Below are 21719 nucleotides of genomic sequence, written 5' to 3' on the forward strand. Positions count from 1 at the left end.
CTGTTACGTCAGTGCCGACAGTTGCTTGACGTGCTCGACGCTCCGGCAACCGACCACCAGCATGGTGACCCCTGCGGCCTCCCACGCCTTGATCTGCTCACGCACCTCCGCCTCGGTTCCGACGATCGTGGTGTCGAGTACCAGCTCGTCCGGGATCGCTTCGGCCGCTTTGTCCTTGCGATTGGTGCGGAATAGCTCGGTGACCTCATCAACCACCTCGCCGTAACCCATGCGCCGATACACCTCGGCATGGAAGTTCAGTTCGACCGCGCCCATGCCGCCGATGTACAAGGCGGAGAACGGCTTCAGCTGATCGAGCACCGAGCGGCGATCGTCGGTGACGATGACCTGCGCGGTGGCGGCAATCTCGAAATCCGCACGGCTGCGCCGGGCGCCGGGACGCGCGAAGCCCTCGTCGAGCCATTCGTTGTACATGTCGGCGAGCCGCGGTGCGTAGAACATGGGCAGCCAGCCGTCGGCGATCTCAGCGGTCAGCGCGACGTTCTTCGGCCCCTCGGCCCCGAGGAAGACGGGGATATCGGAGCGCAGCGGGTGCACGATCGGCTTGAGAGGCTTACCCAGCCCGGTGGCCTTGTCTCCGGTCAGCGGCAGCGGATAGTGCGGGCCGTCGCTGCGCACGGGCGCCTCACGGGCCAGCACCTGCCTGATGATGTCGATGTACTCACGAGTGCGAGCCAGGGGTTTGGGGAATGGCTGCCCGTACCAGCCCTCCACCACCTGGGGCCCCGATACGCCCAGCCCAAGGATGTGGCGGCCACCGGAGAGGTGATCCAGAGTCAGGGCCGCCATGGCGCACGCCGTCGGCGTTCGCGCTGAAAGCTGAATGACCGAGGTGCCCAACCGGATACGGCTGGTGTCCGATCCCCACCAGGCCAGTGGGGTGTACGCGTCGGAACCCCAGGCCTCGGCCGTGAAGACGGCATCGAATCCACCCTCTTCGGCGGCGGCCACCAGTTCGGCCGCATTGTCCGGCGGGGAGGCCGACCAGTACCCCAGCTGCAATCCGAATTTCATGGCCCGACTGTAACCGGCCGGATATGCCGCGACCACCACCCTTGCGAAAAAAACTAGAACTTGTTCTACTCGGAGGTGTGACAGTCAGCCAAAGCAGCACAACCGGGCTTACCTCCCCGCTGCCGCTCCTCTCAGCCCCCCTCGAACTGTCTTTTGATTACACCCGTTCGGTGGGACCGACCCTCTCCAAGTTCTTCACCGCTCTGCGCGATCGGCAGATTGTCGGCACCCGCGGCAGCGACGGCCGGGTTTACGTACCCGCGGCCGAATACGACCCTGTGACGTACGCGCCACTGACTGAGATGGTGCCGGTGTCGAGTGTGGGCACGGTTCAGTCCTGGTCGTGGCAGCCCGAACCACTGGAAGGGCAGCCGCTCGCCAAGCCGTTCGCCTGGGCACTCATCACACTCGACGGTGCGGACACCGCGCTGTTACACGCCGTGGATACCGGGGCCGCAGGTTCCGCCGGAATCGAGACCGGTGCCCGCGTACACGCGGTGTGGGCGGACGAGACCGTCGGCGCGATCACCGATATCGCCTACTTCGCACTCGGGGATCGGCCGGTTGACGTTCCGGCTCCCGCATCTGATCAGGAGCCGGTGACCATGCAGGTCACCCCCATCCGGCTGGAAGTTCAGCACATCACCTCCCCGGAAGAAAGCGCCTACCTGCGTGCGCTGGCCGAGGGCAAGCTCCTCGGCGGCCGCACCGGCGCAGGTGGCCGGGTCTACTTCCCGGCTCGTGGTGCGGATCCCCTGACCGGCGAGCCCACCTCCGACCTGGTGCAGGTGGCTGACAAGGGCGTCGTGACCACCTTCGCGATCATCAACATCCCGTTCCCCGGGCAGCGCATCAAGCCGCCGTATGTGGCCGCGTATGTACTGCTCGACGGTGCCGATATTCCGTTCCTGCACCTCGTCTACGACATCGACCCGGCGGACGTCCGCATGGGCATGCGGGTCGAGGCCGTGTGGAAACCCAAGGAGGAGTGGGGATACGGGATCGACAACATCCAGTACTTCCGCCCCACCGGTGAACCCGACGCCGACTACGAGACCTACAAGGACCGGATCTGATGAGTTCCGCTGCCCCCGCAGTAGCAGTTGTGGGCTTCGCCCATTCCCCGCACGTTCGCAGCACCGAGGGCACCACCAACGGTGTCGAGATGCTGGTGCCCTGTTTCCGGCAGATCTACGCCGACCTCGGAATCACCAAGTCAGATATCGGTTTCTGGTGCTCCGGGTCGTCCGACTATCTCGCCGGGCGCGCCTTTTCGTTCATCTCCGCGATCGATTCGATCGGTGCGGTACCGCCCATCAACGAGTCCCATGTGGAAATGGACGCGGCATGGGCACTGTACGAGGCCTACATCAAGATCCTCACCGGACAGGTCGAGACCGCACTCGTCTACGGATTCGGAAAGTCCTCTGCCGGCACTCTGCGCAGAGCCCTTGCCTTGCAAACTGATCCGTACACCGTCGCGCCGCTGTGGCCCGATTCGGTGTCCATGGCAGCACTGCAGGCGCGACTCGGCCTGGACTCGGGCAAGTGGACCAAGGAGCAGATGGCACAGGTTGCCCTCGACGCCTTCGGCCACGCGGCGCGCGTGGACTCCGAGGCCCCGGCATCGAGCGTCGACGAGCTGCTGGCGCGCGATTACTTCGCCGATCCACTGCACAAACACGACATCGCGCCCATCTCCGATGGCGCCTCGATCATGGTGCTGGCCTCGGCCGACCGTGCCCGCGAGCTGCGCGAAAACCCAGCGTGGATCACCGGATTCGAGCATCGCATCGAGACACCGATACTCGGCGCTCGTGACCTGACGGCTTCTCCGTCGACAGCCGCGTCGGCGGCCGCCGCGACCGGCGGCGACACCGGCTCCATCGAGGTGGCCGAGTTGTACGCCCCGTTCAGCCATCAGCAGCTGATCCTCGCCGAGGCCATCGGCCTCAAGGACTCCACGACCATCAACCCTTCGGGTGGCGCGCTGGTGGCCAACCCGATGTTCTCGGCCGGGTTGGAGCGGATCGGCTTTGCCGCACAACATATCTGGAATGGTTCGGCACAGCGGGTGCTGGCTCACGCGACCAGCGGGCCCGTACTTCAGCAGAACCTGGTCGCCGTGCTGGAGGGTAAGTAATCGTGGGTGCATCCAAGAACCTCGCTGCCGTCATCGGCACCGGGCAGACCAAGTACGTCGCCAAGCGCCACGATGTCTCGATGAATGGCCTTGTCCGCGAGGCGATTGATCGGGCGATGGCCGATGCGGGTGTCGGCTGGGACGATATCGACGCCGTTGTCGTGGGTAAGGCCCCCGACTTCTTCGAGGGCGTGATGATGCCCGAGCTGTTCATGGCGGACGCGATCGGCGCGACCGGAAAGCCCATGATCCGGGTGCACACCGCCGGTTCGGTCGGTGGCTCCACCGGTGTGGTCGCGGCCAGCCTGGTGCAGTCGGGCAAGTACCGCCGAGTCCTCGCACTGGCGTGGGAGAAGCAGTCCGAATCGAATGCCATGTGGGCGTTGTCGATTCCGGTGCCGTTCTCCGTGCCGGTGGGTGCCGGTGCGGGCGGCTACTTCGCTCCGCACGTGCGCGCATACATCGAGCGTTCCAAGGCCCCACTGGACACCGGAGCCATCGTGGCGGTCAAGGACCGGCTCAACGCGGCGAAGAACCCGCTGGCGCACCTGCAGCAGCCCGATATCACCGTCGAGAAGGTGATGGCCTCCCCGATGCTGTGGGACCCGATCCGGTTCGACGAGACCTGCCCGTCCTCGGACGGCGCGTGCGCGATCGTCGTGGGAGACGAAGCGACTGCCGATCGCCGTATCGCCGATGGCCATACGGTCGCCTGGGTGCACGCCACCGCGCTGCGCACCGAACCGCTCGACTACACCGGACGCGACCGGGTGAACCCCCAAGCCGGACGTGATGCTGCGGCGGCACTGTGGCGCGACGCCGGAATCACCAGCCCGATCGACGAGATCGACGCCGCGGAGATCTACGTGCCGTTCTCATGGTTCGAGCCGATGTGGCTGGAGAACCTGGGGTTCGCGGCCGAGGGTGAGGGCTGGAAGCTGACCCAAGCCGGTGAGACCGCCATCGGCGGCAAGATCCCCGTCAACGCCTCCGGCGGCGTGCTCTCCTCTAACCCGATTGGGGCCTCCGGCCTCATCCGGTTCGCCGAGGCCGCCATCCAGGTGATGGGCAAGGCCGGTGACCATCAGGTACCGGACGCCAAGAAGGCATTGGGTCACGCATACGGCGGTGGCTCGCAGTACTACTCGATGTGGGTCGTAGGGGCAGAGAAGCCCGCAGTGAATGGGAGTAAGGCATGAGCCTCGCAGACGAAGCAGGCAAGCGGTCCCGCGCGGCCGTCGAAGCCCGCGACAAGCGGGCCTGGGTCGACAACTTCGCCGAGGACGGCGTGGTGCAGGATCCGGTGGGTCCGTCGCCATTCGATCCCGAGGGTAAGGGCCATCGCGGCAAGGAAGCCATTTCGGCCTTCTGGGACAACATCATCGCCCCCACCGAGAAGCTCGACTTCATCTTTGATGCCACCTACGATTGCGGCACCCATCAGGCCAATGTGGGCCGGATAGTCACCACCATGAACGGTTACCAGATGACGGCCGAAGGTGTGTTCACCTACGAGGCCAGTGACGAGGGCAAGCTCGTCGTGTTGCGCGCCTATTGGGAATTCGACAAGGTCGCCGGGACCGCGCGCAAGATCTAACTCCGCAGATCCACATAAAGGCCCCCGTGCTCGTGGCGACGGGGGCCTTTATGTCTTCGCGCTAAGAGGCCTGGCGCCCGGCGCTGATCATCTCCTCGCGCGGTACCACTTTGATGCGTTCGCGGCCCTGTTCCTCGCCGAGGGCTACCTCGTGAGCATCGAGCCGTTCCCACTCCTCCCAGGTGGTGTAGTCAATCCCGCTTCCCCGTAGATGCGCGAAAATCGCATCAGGGTCGGAAATTTCGGCGGGTTGAATACCCGGGAGGTCTGCGAGGAGGCTGGCAATCGTCTCGGCGGCATCGGATTTGGTGTGTCCGATCAACCCCACGGGTCCGCGCTTGACCCAGCCCGTGACATAGGTCGATTCGACCGGAATTCCATCGATATCGAGCACCCGCCCGGCGTCGTGCGGGACAACCCCGGCGTGGTGGTCGAACGGTAGATCCGCCAGATGCGAGGAGATGTACCCGACGGCCCGGTAGACCGCCTGCACCGGCCAGTCGGTGTATTCGCCTGTCCCCCTGACAGTTCCGTCGCCGATGAGCTCAGTGCGCTCGGTACGCAGGGCTTCCACCCTGTCGATTCCCAGCACCGCCGCGGGCGACTGGCACAGGTGGATGTGGATGCGATGCGGAGCTCCGGTGGGCTCCTGATCGAGGTACTTCATCATGGTGTCGACGACAAGCTTGGTGGCCTTACTGGAATTGATGGCCTGCTGGCTGCCCTCGTCAATCTCAAACCCTTCCGGATGCACGATGACGTCCACACTCGGCGAGTGGGACAGCTCGCGAAACTCCATGGGGCTGAACTTGATCTGAGCCGGACCGCGCCGCGCGAAGACGTGCACATCGGTCGCCTGGTTGAGCGCCAAACCCTGATAGACGTTGGCGGGGATCTCGGTGCCGAGCTGTTCATCGGCGGGTTTGGCCAGCATGCGCGCGATGTCCAGGGCCACATTTCCGGCACCGAGCACGGCGATGCTCTTGGCGGTCAGCGGCCAGTCCCGTGGGACATCGGGATGACCGTCGTACCAGGAGACGAAGTCGGCGGCGCCGTAGCTTTCCGGAAGATCGATGCCGGGGATCTCGAGCTCACGGTCCGCACGCGCACCGGTCGAGAAGATCACCGCGTCATAGAAGCGCCGCAGATCCGAGAGCTTGATGTCGGTGCCGTAGTGGACGTTGCCAATAAATCTGACACTGCCCGAATCACGTTCGAATACCCGGCGCAGCGCCTTGATGATCTCCTTGATGCGGGGATGGTCGGGAGCCACGCCGTAGCGCACCAGGCCATAGGGCGCCGGCAGCCGATCGAACACATCGACCTGCGCCTGCTCGTACTCCTTGGTGAGGATGTCGGCGGCGTAGATACCGGCTGGACCTGCGCCGATAACCGCGACTCGGATCTTCCTCATGCCATCCCCTTTGATTCGGACATCGATTAGGTAAGGCAAGCCTAAAAAGAATCCAAAAGAAAGTGGGACGCACGTCCAGAGATCCCAGTCACACCCCGCCTGGATCTCAGTAACCTGGCCGTGTGGTCATTGGGCTGATCGTCGCCGGTGCCGTCGTCGTGGTGCCCCTCGCCCTGTTCGCTCTGCTCGTCGCGGGTATCCGCCTGCAGATCCGCCCGATTCTCAACGCAATCCGACGATTCAACCGCGCCGTGACCAACCCGAAGGTCATGTCCGCTGCCGGAACCGATGCCACCTCCACGGCCGTCATCCGGCACGCCGGCAGGCGCAGCGGCCATGCCTACGAAACGCCGGTGGAGGCCTTCGGCGCCGCAGACGGCACCGTGCTGATCCTTCTGCCCTATGGGCGGTCGGCCGACTGGGTGCGCAATGTGACCGCCCAGGGCGGCGCTGAATTACTCCGCGCAGGCGAGCGACTCACGCTGGCCAACCCTCGGGTGGTGCCCACTGCGCAGGTGCGGTCGCAGCTCCCGGCCAAGGAGCTACGGATGATGCGGGTGTTCCATGTGCCCGAATGCCTGCAGCTGACCAAGACACCGGGGCGGGCGTAACGCCGCTACGTGTCCAACCCGGCCAGATAACGCGTTCCCAGCGCCTGGTAGGCGGCCGGAACACCCTTAGTCAGGAACTCCGCCGCAGTGCCCGCGACGGGCCCCTTGACCTTAGCGGGTGAACCCATGACCAGCACATCCTCGGGGATCTGAGTGCCACCGAGCACCAAGGAACCCGCGGCCACCATGCTGCGCGAGCCGATGGAGGCGCCGTCGAGCACCGTCGCGTGATTTCCGATCAGGGCGCCGTCACCGACGGTGCAGCTGTGCACCAGACACATATGCGCCACTGTCGCGCCCTCACCGATGTCTACCGGCATCCCGGGATCGCTGTGCAGCACCGACCCGTCCTGAATGTTTGCTCCCGCCCGGATCACAATCGGGGCGTAATCGGCGCGGATGACCGTGTTGAACCAGATCGAAGCGCCGGCTTCCACTGTGACGTCTCCGATGAGACAGGCGGTCGGCGCGACAAACGCCTCCGGGTGGACGCTCGGGCTTTTTCCGTCGAGTGAGTACAAAGGCATCGAAACACCCTAGCGACCCTTCCTAAAAGACCTTATTTCCGCTTGTGGCAGGCACATTTCTTGCGCTCCGGGGGGCCAAAACTGTAACCTGTTCTAGTTGAAGATGGTCGCCACAGCGGCCAGCATCGAAACACTGGAGGCAGCCCCGCCATGAGCACAGATACCGCAGGAATCGGCGTTCGCGAGATCGACGTCGGCGAGCTTCCGACGCGCTATGCCCGTGGTTGGCACTGCCTCGGCGTCGCGGAGTCGTTCAGGGACGGGGAGCCGCACGCCATCGACGCGTTCGGCACCAAGCTGGTCGTATTCGCCGATACCCAGGGCGATATCAAGGTGCTCGACGGTTACTGCCGCCACATGGGCGGCGACCTGTCCCAGGGAACCGTCAAGGGCGACAACGTCGCCTGCCCGTTCCATGATTGGCGCTGGGGCGGAGACGGCAAGTGCAAGCTCGTCCCCTACGCCAAGCGCACGCCCAAGCTGGCCCGCACCCGCAGCTGGACCACCGACGTGAAAAGCGGTCTGCTGTTCGTTTGGCATGACGCCGAGGGCAACGGTCCGACGGATGACGTTGAGATTCCAGAGGTTCCGGAGTTCGCCGATGACGGCTGGACCACCTGGGACTGGAACACCATCGTCATCGAGGGTTCCAACTGCCGCGAAATCGTGGACAACGTCACCGATATGGCGCATTTCTACTACATCCACTTCGGATTCCCGACGTTCTTCAAGAACGTCTTCGAGGGCCACATCGCCTCGCAGTATCTGCGTACCGTCGGCCGTCCCGACGTGCAGTTGGGCGGTTCTTCGCAGTACACCGGTGAGCAAATCCTGGATTCGGAGGCCTCGTATTTCGGGCCGTCCTTCATGATCAACTGGCTGCACAACAACTATGGCGGCTACAAGGCAGAGTCGATCCTGATCAACTGCCACTACCCGATCGACCAGAACTCGTTTGTCCTACAGTACGGCGTCATCGTCCAGAAGCCCGAGGGCATGGACGAGAAGATGACCGGCAAGCTCGCGCGCGCGATGACCAAGGGTGTGGGACAAGGCTTCCTTCAGGACGTCGAGATCTGGAAGAACAAGACCCGCATCGACAACCCGCTGCTGGTCGAGGAGGACGGCGCCGTCTACCAGATGCGCCGCTGGTACTCGCAGTTCTACGTCAACAAGGCCGACGTCACTCCAGAGATGACGGACCGCTTCGAGCTCGAGATCGACACCACCAAGGCCAACGAGTTCTGGCATGGTGAGGTCGACGAGAACCTGAAGCGCCAAGCGGACGAAAAGGCTTCCGCAGAATCTCAAGCCGAGGTCGAAGCTCCCGCCGAGGCGGCGCAAAGCTAGTGCGATGACCGAAGTTTCAGCAGGGTCTTCCTTGACTGAGGAAAATACCAGCCCGCCTTCCGTGGAGGAGCTGGCTCAGTCAATGCTGGCTTTGCATGGCGCCCACGACGATCACGACCATGCCCCGACGGGCAGACCGAACGGCCAGTGGTCGAAGGCGCCCGCATTCGAACACGATCCGGAGCAGGCCGCACTCCTACACGAGGCCACCGAGAGCGACAAGCAGCGGTACCTGACTTCCGGCCTACAGGAGGTCGACTGCCGGTTCTGCCATGGCTCGGTGATGGTCAAGAAACTCAGTCTCAATCACACTGCTGTGCAATGGAATACCGCGGCGGCGGAGCGGTGCGCCTTCTTCGCGCAGATGCGTGAGGAGGGCACCAACACGGCGCGGGTGCGCGGGTGCCCCCGTCTATCCGACAGCATCGCGCATGCAGTCGCCGAGGGCTGCCTCGACCAGATCTGCACGGCAGCGCCGCCCGGGGACGGCTAATCTACAGCTCCAACAGCACGGTCACCGGACCGTCGTTGATCAGTTCGACCTGCATGTGCGCGCCGAACACCCCCACCTCCACGTGTGCACCAAGGTTCCGCAGGGCGTCTGCGAACGCTGTCACGACAGGTTCGGCGACACCTCCGGGCGCCGCCGCGTTCCACGCCGGACGACGCCCCTTCTTCGTGTTGGCATACAGCGTGAATTGACTGACCACCAGTATCGGAGCACCGAGGTCGGCAGCGGACTTCTCATCATCGAGAATGCGCAGTTGCCAAAGTTTTTCTGCGAGTTGCGCGGCCTTGCCGGCATCGTCATCGTGGGTGACACCCACGAGCGCCAACAGTCCTTGGCCTTCGGGGCGGATCGAGCCGACCACCGCCCCGTCCACGGACACTGACGCCGAGGCGACTCGCTGCACCAGAACACGCACGTTACGACCCTATCAGCGCCGCCAATCGCTCCGCCTGCGCCCTGATCTCCGCAAATGCCGTTGTCTCCCAGAGATTTCCGCGCCGCAGCGGACCGAGTGTCCACATCGGCACCACCCCCGGAAGAAGCCTACCTTCGGCGTCGGTATCCAATCCGAGGTTCAGTGGCCCGGGTTTCACCAAGCCGTCAGCGAGGAGTTGGCCCCACAGCGGATCGGCGGCGGCGGTGATGTCGTATTGCGGCCCGGTGCAATTGATCACCGCACATACATCGAGGACCTGGCCCGTCGACAACATCACCCGGACTCCGGTGCCAGCGGCAACGGTATTCACCAACTCCGCACAATGGAGCCGCAACCCCCCGTCACCGAGGTACCGATCGACCTGAGCGGCGGTCCGCGGTGCCATCCGGTGGCGGTGAATATCCCACAGCCTGCGGTACTTTCGCAGGAAATGGGACCGCTCATCGTCGGTCATGGCCGCCCAGAGCGCCCCGGCATGGGGGCGCAGCGCGTCCACGGCAACACACGCGTCGCCACCCTGGGCGATCATGTCCTGGACATAGCGCACGGAACGCTCGAGCACCTGCCCGCTATCGATAGTGAAGGCAGGGGCGGGCACCGGCGACGACGGATCCAGTCGATGCGCTCGTGGCAGCAGCCCGCTGCGGGAGATCGCGTGCACGACACGGTCCGGCCGCCGCAGTGTGCAGGTGAGGTCGGCCATCGTCAGACCTGTACCGACGAGCAGCAGATCGCCGTCCTCAGGAAGGCCGTCGAGTGCACCCGAGCGCCAGGGGTCGCTCACGAACAGGGCACTATCACGCAACCATTTTGGCGCCCAGGAGGTTCCGGGAGTATTGGGCCCGGCCGCGAGAATCACGGCGTCAGCGCGCACCCGCCCGCCGTTGCACAGGGTGACCGCGAGTCCGCGGCCGTGCGTCGCTACCGCAACCGCGCGGCGATGAACACGGGTGACCCTATCGCCGCGCGCTCCGTCGAAGGCGCTGGAGAGATAACGTCCGAACAGTCCCCGGGGAACGAAATCCTCGGGGCCCGCGCCCGGTAGGCCATTGCCGCCCAGCCAGGCCACGAAATCCAGGGGCTCGCTGGCATCGGCGCTGAGCCTGCCCGCAGGAACGTTCAGGAGATGGCGCGGATCGGTGGTGCGATAGGGAACTCCTGGCCCGGTACGCGCGTCGGGGTCGATCACGGTCAGACGCAGCGCCCGGGAGTCCCTGCGCCGCAGCAGATGTAGGGCAGCCATCGTTCCCGCCGCGCCAGCACCGACGACGGCGACATGGATCATCGATGAGCCGCTTGCGCGAAGACCAACATCACAGCCCCGCGAAGCGCTCCACCACCGCTTCCTTGCTCAGCCCATAGTCGGCCAGCGAGTAGACGTGTTTGGGTGCGCGCGGGCCCTTTTGGCTCTCATCGTTCATCTTCTGCATCTCGACCAGCGCGGACGCCGACAGCTCCAGTCCGAAGTGTCGATAGATGGATTCGACGGTGCCAATCGGGTCGGAGATGAAGTCGAAGTAGTCGACATCGCAGAACTGTGCCTCGTTGTACTTAGTACGCGCGGACTTGAACGACTCCAGGCCGCGGGCCCACGTGTCCAGCTGATCAGCGCCGAGAGTGGCACCCACGAAGGTCTCTGACCAGCCCGCCGTCGCATGCTCGTTGAGCGAGCAGACCGAGGCAATGATGGTCTCGGCCGGGCGATGTGTCTGGATGACCAACGCGTCCGGGTACACCTCCATGAGCGCATCGAGGGCGAAAAGATGGCTCGGGTTCTTGAGCACCCAACGCTTTTCGATGTCGTTGAGACCGATCAGCTGCAGGTTGGCCTTGTAACGCCGGTACGCCGGTGTCCAGTCCTGCTGGGACAGCCACTGGGCATAGGTGGGCACATGCGCAAGACATTCATAGGACACCGAATGCACCGACTGCCGCAACAGCTGCCAGCATTCCTCGACCTCGCTGGCCGACATGTAATGCAGGCCCATGAATTCCGGGTTCTCCACATGGTGCTTGGAGAACTGCTCCTCCAGCTGCTGGTACACGGGGTTGGTGTCCCAGGTGTCGCGGGCCGGCCGGGGCTGCGGGAAGTCGGCCAGCCACATCTCCAGCCCTTGATGCATCGGGTCGGCATTGAGGAGGCGATGCAGCGCGGTGGTGCCGGTACGAGGCAGGCCGGTGACGAAGATGGGCCGATCGATCGCCACCTGCGCATGATCGGGATGTGCCTTGAACGCAGCCTCGCTGAGCAACCGTGCCCCCAATGCGCCGCGCAGGAAGACCCGAGACATCTTGGAGCCCAACGGAGTCAGCCCGGCCTCGCTGTGATAGGAGTCCAGCAGCACTCCGAGCGCTTCGCGATAGTTGTCGACAGACCCGTCCCCGAAGTCATCCAGACCGATGAGCCGGGTGGCCGACTCGTGTAGGTCGTCGACGGTGCCGACGCTGGTGCGTTGGGCGTTCGATTCAGAGTTCTTGTCAAAACTCATACTGATCTCCTTGTGGCTAGGCGTGGAATTCGCCGCAGTTGACATCGAGGGCCTGGCCGGTAATGCCGCTCGCCAGGTCCGACGCGAGGAACAGCACGGCGTTCGCCACCTCGTCAGTGGTCGGCAGCCGCTTGAGATCGGAGTTCGCCGCCGTGTACTCGTAGATCTGTTCGACGGTGCCGCCGTACTTCTTGGCCTGGTGTTCGAAGTAGCCCTTGAGGTTTTCGCCCCACATGTAACCGGGCACCACTGAATTGACCCGAACTCCCTGCGGCCCCAACTCTGTGGCCAGCGATTGGGACATGGCCAGCAGCGCCGCCTTGGCGATCTTGTAACTGCCATAGCGGATCTGCGAGTGCCTGATGACCATCGAATTGATGTTGACCACCGCGCCCTTCGATTGGGCGAGCGCTGCGGCCAACTTCTGCGTCAGCCGCAGCGTACCGACCACGGTGAGTTCGACGCTATCGCGAATATGCTGGTAGTCCGTCTTCTCCAAGGATTTCATCGACGGGATGCTGAAGGCGTTGTTGACGAGAACATCAACGCCGCCGAAGGTTTCGGTCGCACGTTCGACAAGATAGGCGACGCTGGCCTCGTCGGTGATGTCCGTGGCCACCGTGAGGGCCCTGCGTCCGGTATTGGTGATCTGTTCGGCCACCTCGTCGAGGCGCGATTGCGTGCGTGCCGCGAGAACGACATCCGCGCCGGCCGCGGCGAACTTGGTGGCCAATGTGGCGCCGAGACCGGGGCCGATGCCGGATACGACGACAACCTTGCCGGCGAAATCGAGGAGACTCATCAGCCCAACATCCTTGCGCCGATGGCGGTCTGGCGCTCGGCGATACGGCTGCACCAGCCCTCCGAGCTGATCTGATTCAGTGCGTAGTGCGGCAGTTTCGCGGGGACATCGCCGATCGCGACCACCTCGACCGTCGGGCCATCGTCGGCCGTGAGCTGCCGGTCGGCGCGCTGCCACCGGAACTGAAGGTACGCACGTCGGTGCCCCAGAGTCTCAATCCAGTTGGTAACGCCGGGATTGGCACTACTCACCACCATCCGGATGTTGCCGTCCGGGTCGATCTGAGCCTGGCTCGAGTTCAGCGAGGTCTGATGGTTGATGTAATCGAGCGAGATGTACCAGAGGCTTCCGAGCTGGAAACCCTGGTACGGCGCATCGGATTTGGGAACGGTGATGATCATCGCCTGGTCGTCGGCCAGGTCATAGTGCCCCACCGAGGAGAACTGGGTGGCCAGACCACCGGGAGTGAGCCGCGGCTCGGTCATGGTGTTGACAGGCAGGTTGTCGTAGAACCATTTGGGGAACTGCAACCACGTCTTGACTCGGTTGACCAGCTGTCTACCCGCACTCGCATAACGCTTTTCGATCTGTTCCTTCGTCAGCGGGGCAGGCGCCGTGCCTGCCGTATCCACCCGCGCGATGGCAAGACTGCCGCGTTGCTGACGCCAGTCGCTGTAGACCTCGCGCATGACCAGTTGCGCCGGCCCCGGCCCGAGGGTGAAGTAGTTGGGCCGAGACTCGCTGACCGGCCCTGGGCCAAAACGAACCTCGAAGCTGCCGTCACTCTCGATGTGGATTTGGCGATCATCGAAGGCGATGGCGCTGCCGGGCACATTCTTGTCGGTGTAGTCACCGCCGCCAAGCACCTGGAAGCTCAAATCGGTAGTGGTGCCACGCTTTCCGGTGACCACGTACTCGTGTTCACCGTTGACGCGAGCACCGAAGTAGAGGGTGTCGGGGTTATCCAACCCCATCTTCGTGAACGGCCCCGTGCCGGAAAGCAGGAACGGGTGATCGCGGTCGGTGTGAAAGGCCATATGCACGCAGGCCGCAATCCCCTGCGCCAGATACTGGAGCCCCTCAAGCAGATCGGCTTCGGTGTCGATGTGGGGTGCCGCGACGATCAGCTCCTCGGCTTCCGCGATCGCGGACGTGAATGCCTCGCTGTACATGGCGCTCCTGACTGGTACAAATTTGTACCGCAGTGGTAGAATGCTCCCCGACAGTAGAGCGCTGCGCCCAGGTACGTCAAGAATGCCAGGAACCGCACAGCGGCACAGGAGGTTTCACGTTGGCCGAAGATCGAGGCAGGACGTCCCCGCCCACCGAACGCGTGATGGCCGTACTCAACTTCATGGCACAGCACCGCACCGAACGCTTCGGGCTCTCCGAATTGGCACGTCGCCTCGATCTCAGTAAGCCCACCTGCCTGGGCATCGTGGCCACCCTGACCGAAGCCGGGTATCTCATCAGGGACGACCGCGACAAAACGTACAGCCTGGGTCCCGCGCTCATTCGCGTCGGTAGAGCAGCCCAGGAGTCGCTGCGCGCGAAACCGGCGAGCCGGGATCAATTGCTCATGCTGACGCGAGAATTCGGACATACCGCGGCGTTGTCCGCGGTGGTCAGCGATCGGGTGACCGTGCTGGAAGTGGTCAGCGACCCCGACCACCCCGTGCGGGTCGAGGTCGGCCAGAGCTATCCGTTCACTCCGCCGGTGGGCCTGATGTTCGTGCTCTGGGATACCGATGACACCATCACCTCCTGGCTGGCCAAGGACCCGACCGCGCCCGGCCGCACCGCGGATGACCGGTTGCGCAAGGTGATCGAGGAATGTCGCGCCGACGGCTATCTCGTCGAACTACTGACACCCGCCGGCCGACAGCTGTACTCGCTTATGGCCGGGGTGCCCGGTGACATCCCCAACGAGTTGCGCGCGCTGCTCGGGGAGATCGTCTCGGGCATCGGAGAGCGGGTGTACCTGCGCAGCGAGAACTACACCGTCGGATCGGGGGCAAAGGTGCGCCACCGGGTAAACGTAATGTCGGCGCCGGTCTACGACCACAATGGCAAGCAGGCAATGGTCGCGAGCCTCTACATCGGCGACGACCTCACCGACGCGGAGATCACCACCCGAGCCAAGGCGCTCGTAAGCACCGCGGACGGAATCACCGAACACATCGGCGGCACCAAGCCCGCCTGACGTCACCCCCTCTCGCCTTCCCCCGCCTTCCGCCGAGTGTGCGCACCACCGCCACACTCGGCGGTTTCGTGCGTGCATCCCATTGACACCCAACGAGAACACGTTCTACTGTGAGCTGGACCGAATACGAACCGATATGGTACATATTTGGACCGAATGGAGTTGTGGAAATGCCGACATCGCCAGATGTTCTTCGCCCAAGAGGCTCATCACCAGCCGAGTCATACGAGTTATCGCACGTGAACGCCCTGGAAGCCGAGGCGGTCTACATATTCCGGGAGGTTGCAGCAACCTTTGAAAGACCCGTCCTGCTGTTCTCTGGCGGCAAGGATTCGGTGGTCATGCTGCACGTCGCGGCCAAGGCGTTCTGGCCATCCCCGCTGCCCTTCCCCGTCATGCACATCGACACCGGGCACAATTTCGACGAGGTCATCGCCTTCCGCGACGAAACCGTCAGCCGCTACAGCCTGCGGCTGGAAGTCGGCAGCGTGCAGGACGACATCGACTCTGGCGCCGTCGTCGAGGAGACCGGGCCAGGCGCCACTCGTAACCGTCTGCAGACCGCGACCCTGTTGCGCAGCATCAACGAGCACCGCTTCGATGCCGTGTTCGGCGGCGCGCGCCGCGACGAGGAGAAGGCCCGCGCCAAGGAGCGGGTGTTCAGCTTCCGCGATGAATTCGGCCAGTGGGACCCCCGCGCGCAACGCCCAGAGCTCTGGAACATCTACAACGGCCGCCACCGCAAGGGTGAGCACATCCGGGTTTTCCCGCTGTCGAACTGGACCGAGCTGGACATTTGGCAGTACATCGAACTGGAGAACATCACGCTGCCGCCGCTGTACTACGCGCACAGGCGCAACGTGGTAGAGCGCGACGGAATGCTGTTGGCAGACACCAGGTTCCTTAGCCTGCAACCGGGCGAGCAGCTTATCGAGAAGTCGGTTCGGTTCCGGACCATCGGCGACGCCACCTGCACGGGAGCCGTCGAATCCGTCGCGACGACCGCCAGCGCGGTGGTGGAAGAGGTTGCCGCCACCCGCATCACAGAGCGGGGAGCCACCCGCGCCGACGATCGGATCTCCGAGGCCGGTATGGAAGACCGCAAGAAAGAGGGCTACTTCTGATGTCCGTGCATGCCATCGAAACCACCGAGCCGGCCCAGGAGCTCATCCGCATCGCCACCGCGGGCAGCGTCGACGACGGCAAGTCCACCCTCATCGGCCGCCTGCTGTACGACTCGAAGTCGATCTTCGCCGATCAGCTTGCCGCCGTAGAAGCCAGCAGCAAGGCCAAGGGTGAAACACACACCAACCTGGCACTGCTGACCGACGGCCTGCGCGCCGAACGTGAGCAGGGCATCACGATCGATGTCGCACACCGCTATTTCTCCACGCCCGTACGTAAATTCATCATCGCCGATACGCCTGGGCACGAGCAGTACACCCGCAACATGGTGACCGGCGCCTCGACCGCTGACCTGGCGATCATTCTCGTCGATGCCCGTAACGGCCTGACCCAGCAGACCCGCCGACACGCGTTCATCACGTCACTGCTCGGTGTGGAGCACGTGGTGTTGTGCATCAACAAGATGGATCTGGTCGACTGGTCGCCTCAGCGATTCGACGAAATCAAAGAGGAGTTCCGCAGATTCGCCACCAAACTTGAGCTGCATGACCTCACGGTCATTCCGGTGTCGGCATTGCTCGGCGACAACATCGTCACCCGGTCCACCAACACACCGTGGTACGAGGGCCCGTCGTTGTTGCATCATATTGAGCAGGTGCATATTTCGTCGGACCGCAACCTCATCGACGCACGATTCCCCATCCAATACGTCATCCGCCCGCAGGGCGGTGCGGCGGCACCCGGTGCCGAGCAGATCACCGATCTGCACGACTTCCGGGCCGTGGCCGGAACGGTCGCCAGCGGCGTGTTCAAGCCCGGCGATGAGATCGTCGCTCTGCCATCTGGTTTCACCTCAACGGTGTCAGCGATCTGGGGCCCCGGCGGGTCCGTTGTAGACGAGGCATTCGCCGGTAGCGCGGTGAGCGTGCAACTGGCCGACCAGCTGGACCTGGGCCGCGGCGACATGCTCTGCCGTCCCAACAACCGGCCGCTGGTCGGTGCGCAGATCGATGCCATGGTGTGCTGGTTCACGGATGTGTCCACACTGTCCGAGGGATCGCGCTTTGTAATGCAGCATGCCAATTCGACCGTGAAGGCGGCCATCGCCGGGCTTGACTACCGGCTCGATGTGAACAGCCTGCATCGCGACCAGGAGGCAAAGGAGCTGAAACTCAACGAGATCGGACGCGTGCAGCTACGGCTGCAGCGGCCGATCATGTTCGACCCCTACCGGCGCAACCGGACCACGGGCAGCTTCATCCTGGTGGACGAGGCCACCAACAACACTGTGGCGGCAGGCATGATCTCCGGCCCGACACTGCACCAATCCAAGGTGGTCTGGCACTCGTCCGCGGTTTCACGCGACGAACGCTCCACCAAGGGCGGGACAATATGGATCACGGGGCTCTCCGCTTCCGGGAAGTCCACCGTAGCAGTCGAATTGGAGCGACGGCTGGTGGCGATGGGCATCCCTGCCTATCGACTCGACGGTGACAATCTGCGACACGGTCTCAACGCCGACCTCGGGTTCTCCGCGGCCGACCGCGCCGAGAACGTACGCCGCGTCGGTGCCGTCGCTCAGATTCTTGCCGACTCCGGCGTTGTCGCAGTGGCCGCGCTCATCAGTCCGTATCGAGCCGATCGAGACAAGATCCGGTCCCAGCATGAAGTGGCCGGGTTGCCGTTCGTCGAGGTGTTCGTCGACACCCCGGTCGAGATCTGCGAGCAGCGCGACCCGAAGGGCATGTACGCCAAGGCGCGCGCCGGTGAAATCAGCGACTTCACCGGAGTCAACGCACCCTACGAGGCGCCCGAGGAGGCCGAGCTGGTGCTGCGCCCAGACGATCACGCGGAAGGGAACCCGGAGCAGCAGGCCGCGGCGATTCTGGACTACTGGCTGTCGGTGTAGCGCTCGGGCTCCAACTCGTTGACCACCGAGTCCACCACCGCACCCAGATCGCAGTCATGCTCTTCGGCCACGCGCCGCTGGCGCTGATAGGAGCCGCCGTGGCGGTAGATCTCCTCCACGGCGGCCAGTTCCGTCTCGCATTCCAGCAGCCGTGCGATGGGTTGCAGTCGCGTCAGTAGGTCGTCGAGGTCTTCGGTCACCAATCTTTCGTTACTGTCCTCGTCCAGGATGATGACCGCGTCGAGGCCGTAACGCGCACTGCGCCATTTGTTTTCCTGCACATGCCAGGGCGGCATGGTGGGCAGGGATTCCCCCGCCTCCAGCTTTCGATCCAGGTCCACCACCAGGCAATGGGTCAGCGCCACCAGCGCCTCGAGTTCGGCGACATTGGAAATCCCGTCGAAGATCCGAACCTCGACCGTACCCAGCGCCGGTGAAGGCCTGATATCCCAACGAATTTCGTTGAGCTGGTCAATAATTCCGGTCTTCATCTGATCATCGACGAAGCCCTCAAACTGCTCCCAGGTCTGAAAGTGGAACGGCAGACCGGCGGTGGGCAGCTGCTGGAACATCATGGCCCGGTTACTCGCGTACCCGGTGTCTTGCCCCTCCCACATCGGGGAGGACGCCGACAGCGCCAAAAGGTGCGGGTAGTAGTTGAGCATCGATGTGACGATGGGCATCACCTTGTGCTTAGAGGAGACACCGACATGCACGTGCACGCCCCAGATCAGCATCTGCCGCCCCCACCATTGCGTGCGGGCGATCAGCTCGTCGTACCGCGGCGCATCGGTGAGCTGTTGCGCCGACCAACGGGCGAAGGGATGGGTACCGGCGCAGAACAACTCCATACCCATCGAGCGCACGGTCGGTCGCACCGTCGCAAGGGTTGCCTGCAGGTCCTGCATCGCCTCGGCGACGGTCCCGCAGATGCCCGTCACCACCTCGATCGTGTTACGCAGCAGCTCCTTGTGAACGTGCGGATTCTCACCGATCGCCGCCAGCACCGCGGAGGCTTCGTTGGTGAGGTCCCGGGTCTGGGCGTCGACGAGCGCGAACTCCCACTCCACCCCCAGCGTGGGCCGCGGTGACCCGCGAAATTCAATCGGACGGGCCACCCTAGCGGCTAGCCCGCGTCGATGAGACCGCAGGCCACACGCTTGCCTGCGTCGCCGGTCGACTTCGTGGTGTCATCGGGGCCCGCGGTGCCGTTGGCCTGGGTGTACCGCTCCGGCGGAATGTTGGCGAAGTTGTCCGCCTTCTCGTGAATGATGATCGCGGTGCCGTTGCCGGCGGTCAGATCCTCCTTGGTGAACGAGTCCGCGGTGGTAACCAGCTCACCGGAGCCGTCCTTGAGGATGTTCAGCGACACCAGGTCACCGCTGGACGGATGACCGGTGTATCCGGGCACGTTGAAATGTCCGCCAGCGGACAAGAAGTCACCCGGGGTGCCGCCGGTCGGCGCGGTGGAGTTCGGGTCGCACTTCTTGAAGGAGTGAATGTGCAGCCCGTGGAACCCGGGGGTGAGCTTGCCGTTCTCCGTGGTCTTCACCGTGATGGTGGCGAACCCGTCCTGGAAAACGAACTCCGCGGTCGCCACCGGGGTGCCGTCGGCGAGCTTGAGCGTGGCATTGAGCTTTTCGCCCGACGGGATCGGCCGCTCGCCGCCTCCATGACCGCCGTGCTCGCCCGCACTCGACGGCGCGGTGGAACCTGTCCACACCGGAGGCGTGGTGCCCGGCGTGGTGCTGGCCGGCTGGTCCGGGGAGCATCCACTCAGGGACAAGGCAACGGCAGCAAGGGTTCCGGCGGCGAGAACGGCGGGCTTAACCATGGGCCTCATCATGCCATCTCTCCTGCAGCGCGTAGCACCCAGTGGTAGACCCGCAGTGCTGATCCGTCAGATCAATCAGATGGCGACAGCGACCACGACACCCGGCGGCTGTTCGACGAGCTCAGGTGCACGCGGTGCGGCCTGAACGCCGAGCACCTTGGCGATTTCGTGGGCGGCTTCTTCTTCTCCGGCAGTCTTGCCGAAGAAGACGGTCGTTACGTTCACCTCGGGCATGGGCAGGTTGCCTACTTCGGCGACCTTCCAGCCGGCGGCCGCGACCTGATCGGCGGCACCCCGCGCCAGGTCGGGCACTGAGGTGGTGTTGTAGACACGAACCTCGGGCTTCGGGGCGGGAGGCGGTGTCGTCGACTTGGGGGCTGCGGCGGCGCTGACCGACGTTGACGTCGAGTCGGATGACGCGGACTTATCGGATCCGAGGGCGTTGAAGCCGACGAGCAGGAAGATCACGCCGAGAAACAGCAGCACCATCACCATGGCACGTAGCGGCAGGCCATGAGAATCGGGTACGCGTTCGTTCATCGTGAATCCACAATACGGTCCGTGGGCGCCAGCACCTATTCAGCCGGCTAGCGCCGACTCCCCACCGGGACCATCAAGTGACCTCAAACCCCAGGCGGCGTGCCGCGCGGGCCTTCTGACGGCTCGCGCGCAGTCGGCGGAGCCGTTTGACCAGCATCGGGTCGGCTGCCAGGGCCTCTTGACGATCCACCAGGGCGTTCAACACCTGGTAGTAGCGGGTGGCCGACATGCCGAACAGCTCCTTGATGGCGTCTTCCTTGGAACCCGCGTACTTCCACCACTGCCGTTCGAAGGCCAGGATGTCATGCTCGCGCCGACTCAGACCGGCCGCAATCTCGACTCCGTCCGAGCCGACGACAGGCGAGTCCTGACCAGCGTCTGCAGCCTTTGACTGCTCAGCTCGCGCCTGGGCGCCGTCCATAAAAGCTCCTGACCCAACCGGGGCGTTCGTTGTCTTGTCTGTCGATCGATCGCGTTCACTGCAACACCAAAAACTACAACACTGTGGTTCGGCGATATTTAACCACGCTCAAACCGCAACTGCGGCTAGCCAACCCCGCGCGTCGGCCGCCAATACCAAGCCGATAGCTTGCCTTCCGTGGCTATTGTTCCTATTCGCATCGTCGGCGACCCGGTGCTGCACACGCCTACCGAGCCCGTCCCGGTCGGTCCCGACGGTTCGCTGCCCGCCGATCTGCCCGAGCTGATCGCGAATATGTACGAGACCATGGACGCCGCCAATGGCGTCGGGCTCGCCGCCAACCAGATCGGGGTGCCCCTGCGCCTGTTCGTCTACGACTGCGCGGACACCCGCGGCGGCGGCACCCGCCACCGCGGAGTGGTGATCAACCCCGTCCTGGAAACCTCCACGATCCCGGAGACCATGCCCGACCCGGACGATGACGAGGAGGGCTGCCTCTCGGTGCCCGGCGAGTCCTTCCCCACCGGGCGCGCGGACTGGGCACGAGTCACCGGTCTGGACGCCGACGGCAAAGAGATCACCCTGGAGGGCAACGATCTGTTCGCGCGCATGCTGCAGCATGAGACCGGACATCTGGACGGCTTCCTCTATATAGACACGCTGATCGGGCGGAACGCCAGGGCGGCCAAGCGCGCGGTCAAGTCCAACGGTTGGGGCGTGCCCGGATTGAGCTGGACGCCAGGGCAAGTCGACGATCCGTTCGGGCATTAGG

Annotated in this window: 23 protein-coding genes; 11 read left to right on the plus strand and 12 right to left on the minus strand. The window is 64.1% G+C overall.

Annotated features, from left to right (window positions below; translation table 11 throughout):
* Positions 1 to 3: 3 nt before the first annotated feature.
* Positions 4 to 1035, minus strand: coding sequence for an LLM class F420-dependent oxidoreductase (locus B4383_RS07330; protein WP_078290272.1), 1032 nt, complete (start codon positions 1033 to 1035; stop codon positions 4 to 6).
* A gap of 77 nt (positions 1036 to 1112) precedes the next feature.
* Between B4383_RS07330 and B4383_RS07335 the strand changes: the two genes are divergently transcribed.
* The 4 genes from B4383_RS07335 to B4383_RS07350 are packed head-to-tail and all read left to right on the plus strand — an operon-like array spanning position 1113 to position 4775.
* Positions 1113 to 2111, plus strand: a complete 999-nt coding sequence (locus B4383_RS07335; RefSeq protein ID WP_139360607.1) for an OB-fold nucleic acid binding domain-containing protein — start codon at positions 1113 to 1115, stop codon at positions 2109 to 2111.
* Positions 2111 to 3178 (plus strand): thiolase domain-containing protein, encoded by a 1068-nt coding sequence (locus tag B4383_RS07340; protein ID WP_078290243.1) that lies wholly within the window; start codon positions 2111 to 2113, stop codon positions 3176 to 3178. Before B4383_RS07335 ends, B4383_RS07340 begins: the two co-directional genes overlap by 1 nt.
* Before the next feature lie 2 nt (positions 3179 to 3180).
* Complete coding sequence (locus B4383_RS07345; RefSeq protein WP_139360608.1) at positions 3181 to 4377, plus strand: thiolase domain-containing protein; 1197 nt, start codon at positions 3181 to 3183, stop codon at positions 4375 to 4377.
* On the plus strand, positions 4374 to 4775 hold the full coding sequence (locus B4383_RS07350) for a nuclear transport factor 2 family protein (RefSeq protein WP_078290241.1): 402 nt from the start codon (positions 4374 to 4376) through the stop codon (positions 4773 to 4775). Before B4383_RS07345 ends, B4383_RS07350 begins: the two co-directional genes overlap by 4 nt.
* Before the next feature lie 61 nt (positions 4776 to 4836).
* On the opposite strand, the gene B4383_RS07355 is transcribed toward B4383_RS07350, so the two are convergent.
* Entirely contained in the window at positions 4837 to 6189 is a 1353-nt protein-coding gene (locus B4383_RS07355) for an FAD-dependent oxidoreductase (protein WP_078290240.1), read from the minus strand.
* A 122-nt stretch (positions 6190 to 6311) separates the two neighbouring features.
* Between B4383_RS07355 and B4383_RS07360 the strand changes: the two genes are divergently transcribed.
* The gene (locus tag B4383_RS07360; protein WP_078290239.1) at positions 6312 to 6800 is read left to right on the plus strand and encodes a nitroreductase family deazaflavin-dependent oxidoreductase; all 489 of its coding nucleotides are present in this window, start codon (positions 6312 to 6314) and stop codon (positions 6798 to 6800) included.
* A gap of 5 nt (positions 6801 to 6805) precedes the next feature.
* Here B4383_RS07360 and B4383_RS07365 read toward each other — a convergent pair whose 3' ends face one another.
* Positions 6806 to 7327, minus strand: a complete 522-nt coding sequence (locus B4383_RS07365; protein ID WP_078290238.1) for a gamma carbonic anhydrase family protein — start codon at positions 7325 to 7327, stop codon at positions 6806 to 6808.
* 150 nt (positions 7328 to 7477) lie between these two features.
* On the opposite strand from B4383_RS07365, the gene B4383_RS07370 reads away from it, so the two are divergent.
* Both B4383_RS07370 and B4383_RS07375 read left to right on the plus strand, forming a co-directional pair.
* Entirely contained in the window at positions 7478 to 8677 is a 1200-nt protein-coding gene (locus B4383_RS07370) for a Rieske 2Fe-2S domain-containing protein (protein WP_078290237.1), read from the plus strand.
* Positions 8678 to 8738: 61 nt separating this feature from the next.
* Positions 8739 to 9170 carry a hypothetical protein gene (locus B4383_RS07375; RefSeq protein WP_078290236.1) on the plus strand — a complete coding sequence of 144 codons (432 nt, stop codon included), beginning with the start codon at positions 8739 to 8741 and terminating at the stop codon, positions 9168 to 9170.
* Position 9171: 1 nt separating this feature from the next.
* Here B4383_RS07375 and dtd read toward each other — a convergent pair whose 3' ends face one another.
* Genes dtd through B4383_RS07400 form a run of 5 tightly spaced genes read right to left on the minus strand, consistent with a single transcriptional unit; the run spans position 9172 to position 14087 of the window.
* Positions 9172 to 9603, minus strand: coding sequence for a D-aminoacyl-tRNA deacylase (gene dtd, locus B4383_RS07380; RefSeq protein ID WP_078290235.1), 432 nt, complete (start codon positions 9601 to 9603; stop codon positions 9172 to 9174).
* Between the two features lies 1 nt (position 9604).
* Entirely contained in the window at positions 9605 to 10909 is a 1305-nt protein-coding gene (locus tag B4383_RS07385) for an FAD/NAD(P)-binding protein (protein ID WP_078290234.1), read from the minus strand.
* Positions 10910 to 10937: 28 nt separating this feature from the next.
* On the minus strand, positions 10938 to 12113 hold the full coding sequence (locus B4383_RS07390) for a sulfotransferase (protein WP_078290233.1): 1176 nt from the start codon (positions 12111 to 12113) through the stop codon (positions 10938 to 10940).
* Between the two features lie 16 nt (positions 12114 to 12129).
* Positions 12130 to 12915 carry an SDR family oxidoreductase gene (locus B4383_RS07395; protein ID WP_078290232.1) on the minus strand — a complete coding sequence of 262 codons (786 nt, stop codon included), beginning with the start codon at positions 12913 to 12915 and terminating at the stop codon, positions 12130 to 12132.
* Entirely contained in the window at positions 12915 to 14087 is a 1173-nt protein-coding gene (locus B4383_RS07400; protein ID WP_078290231.1) for a DUF1214 domain-containing protein, read from the minus strand. Before B4383_RS07400 ends, B4383_RS07395 begins: the two co-directional genes overlap by 1 nt.
* Before the next feature lie 164 nt (positions 14088 to 14251).
* Between B4383_RS07400 and B4383_RS07405 the strand changes: the two genes are divergently transcribed.
* The 3 genes from B4383_RS07405 to cysC all read left to right on the plus strand — a co-directional run bounded on the left by B4383_RS07405 (position 14252) and on the right by cysC (position 18152).
* Positions 14252 to 15118, plus strand: a complete 867-nt coding sequence (locus tag B4383_RS07405) for a helix-turn-helix domain-containing protein (RefSeq protein ID WP_139360615.1) — start codon at positions 14252 to 14254, stop codon at positions 15116 to 15118.
* A 170-nt stretch (positions 15119 to 15288) separates the two neighbouring features.
* Positions 15289 to 16242 (plus strand): sulfate adenylyltransferase subunit CysD, encoded by a 954-nt coding sequence (cysD, locus tag B4383_RS07410; RefSeq protein WP_078290271.1) that lies wholly within the window; start codon positions 15289 to 15291, stop codon positions 16240 to 16242.
* Entirely contained in the window at positions 16242 to 18152 is a 1911-nt protein-coding gene (cysC, locus tag B4383_RS07415; RefSeq protein ID WP_078290229.1) for an adenylyl-sulfate kinase, read from the plus strand. Before cysD ends, cysC begins: the two co-directional genes overlap by 1 nt.
* Here the strand turns inward: cysC and B4383_RS07420 are convergent.
* The 4 genes from B4383_RS07420 to B4383_RS07435 form a co-directional block, all read right to left on the minus strand.
* Positions 18134 to 19270: a glutamate--cysteine ligase gene (locus tag B4383_RS07420; RefSeq protein WP_078290228.1), complete on the minus strand. Its 1137-nt coding sequence runs from the start codon at positions 19268 to 19270 to the stop codon at positions 18134 to 18136. The two genes, cysC and B4383_RS07420, sit on opposite strands and share 19 nt — an antisense overlap.
* A gap of 8 nt (positions 19271 to 19278) precedes the next feature.
* Positions 19279 to 19998, minus strand: coding sequence for a superoxide dismutase family protein (locus B4383_RS07425; RefSeq protein ID WP_078290227.1), 720 nt, complete (start codon positions 19996 to 19998; stop codon positions 19279 to 19281).
* A gap of 63 nt (positions 19999 to 20061) precedes the next feature.
* A complete protein-coding gene (locus tag B4383_RS07430; protein WP_078290226.1) occupies positions 20062 to 20526 on the minus strand; it encodes a LytR C-terminal domain-containing protein in 465 nt (154 codons plus the stop codon).
* Positions 20527 to 20599: 73 nt separating this feature from the next.
* Positions 20600 to 20947: a DUF3263 domain-containing protein gene (locus tag B4383_RS07435; protein WP_078290225.1), complete on the minus strand. Its 348-nt coding sequence runs from the start codon at positions 20945 to 20947 to the stop codon at positions 20600 to 20602.
* A gap of 177 nt (positions 20948 to 21124) precedes the next feature.
* Between B4383_RS07435 and B4383_RS07440 the strand changes: the two genes are divergently transcribed.
* Positions 21125 to 21718, plus strand: coding sequence for a peptide deformylase (locus tag B4383_RS07440; RefSeq protein ID WP_078290224.1), 594 nt, complete (start codon positions 21125 to 21127; stop codon positions 21716 to 21718).
* The last annotated feature ends 1 nt before the right edge of the window (position 21719 follow it).

It is taken from the genome of Mycobacterium sp. D16R24, from assembly GCF_002013385.1.
In the GTDB taxonomy this organism is placed as follows: Bacteria; Actinomycetota; Actinomycetes; order Mycobacteriales; family Mycobacteriaceae; genus Mycobacterium.

What these genes read in the sequence shown, in the direction of transcription:
- B4383_RS07330 (WP_078290272.1), bottom strand. Translation starts at nt 1,035, where the DNA reads ATGAAATTCGGATTGCAGCTGGGGTACTGGTCGGCCTCCCCGCCGGAC.
- B4383_RS07340 (WP_078290243.1), top strand. Translation starts at nt 2,111, where the DNA reads ATGAGTTCCGCTGCCCCCGCAGTAGCAGTTGTGGGCTTCGCCCATTCC.
- B4383_RS07350 (WP_078290241.1), top strand. Translation starts at nt 4,374, where the DNA reads ATGAGCCTCGCAGACGAAGCAGGCAAGCGGTCCCGCGCGGCCGTCGAA.
- B4383_RS07355 (WP_078290240.1), bottom strand. Translation starts at nt 6,189, where the DNA reads ATGAGGAAGATCCGAGTCGCGGTTATCGGCGCAGGTCCAGCCGGTATC.
- B4383_RS07365 (WP_078290238.1), bottom strand. Translation starts at nt 7,327, where the DNA reads ATGCCTTTGTACTCACTCGACGGAAAAAGCCCGAGCGTCCACCCGGAG.
- B4383_RS07370 (WP_078290237.1), top strand. Translation starts at nt 7,478, where the DNA reads ATGAGCACAGATACCGCAGGAATCGGCGTTCGCGAGATCGACGTCGGC.
- B4383_RS07385 (WP_078290234.1), bottom strand. Translation starts at nt 10,909, where the DNA reads ATGATCCATGTCGCCGTCGTCGGTGCTGGCGCGGCGGGAACGATGGCT.
- B4383_RS07390 (WP_078290233.1), bottom strand. Translation starts at nt 12,113, where the DNA reads ATGAGTTTTGACAAGAACTCTGAATCGAACGCCCAACGCACCAGCGTC.
- B4383_RS07395 (WP_078290232.1), bottom strand. Translation starts at nt 12,915, where the DNA reads ATGAGTCTCCTCGATTTCGCCGGCAAGGTTGTCGTCGTATCCGGCATC.
- B4383_RS07400 (WP_078290231.1), bottom strand. Translation starts at nt 14,087, where the DNA reads ATGTACAGCGAGGCATTCACGTCCGCGATCGCGGAAGCCGAGGAGCTG.
- B4383_RS07405 (WP_139360615.1), top strand. Translation starts at nt 14,252, where the DNA reads ATGGCCGTACTCAACTTCATGGCACAGCACCGCACCGAACGCTTCGGG.
- cysD (WP_078290271.1), top strand. Translation starts at nt 15,289, where the DNA reads ATGCCGACATCGCCAGATGTTCTTCGCCCAAGAGGCTCATCACCAGCC.
- cysC (WP_078290229.1), top strand. Translation starts at nt 16,242, where the DNA reads ATGTCCGTGCATGCCATCGAAACCACCGAGCCGGCCCAGGAGCTCATC.
- B4383_RS07425 (WP_078290227.1), bottom strand. Translation starts at nt 19,998, where the DNA reads ATGATGAGGCCCATGGTTAAGCCCGCCGTTCTCGCCGCCGGAACCCTT.
- B4383_RS07430 (WP_078290226.1), bottom strand. Translation starts at nt 20,526, where the DNA reads ATGAACGAACGCGTACCCGATTCTCATGGCCTGCCGCTACGTGCCATG.
- B4383_RS07435 (WP_078290225.1), bottom strand. Translation starts at nt 20,947, where the DNA reads ATGGACGGCGCCCAGGCGCGAGCTGAGCAGTCAAAGGCTGCAGACGCT.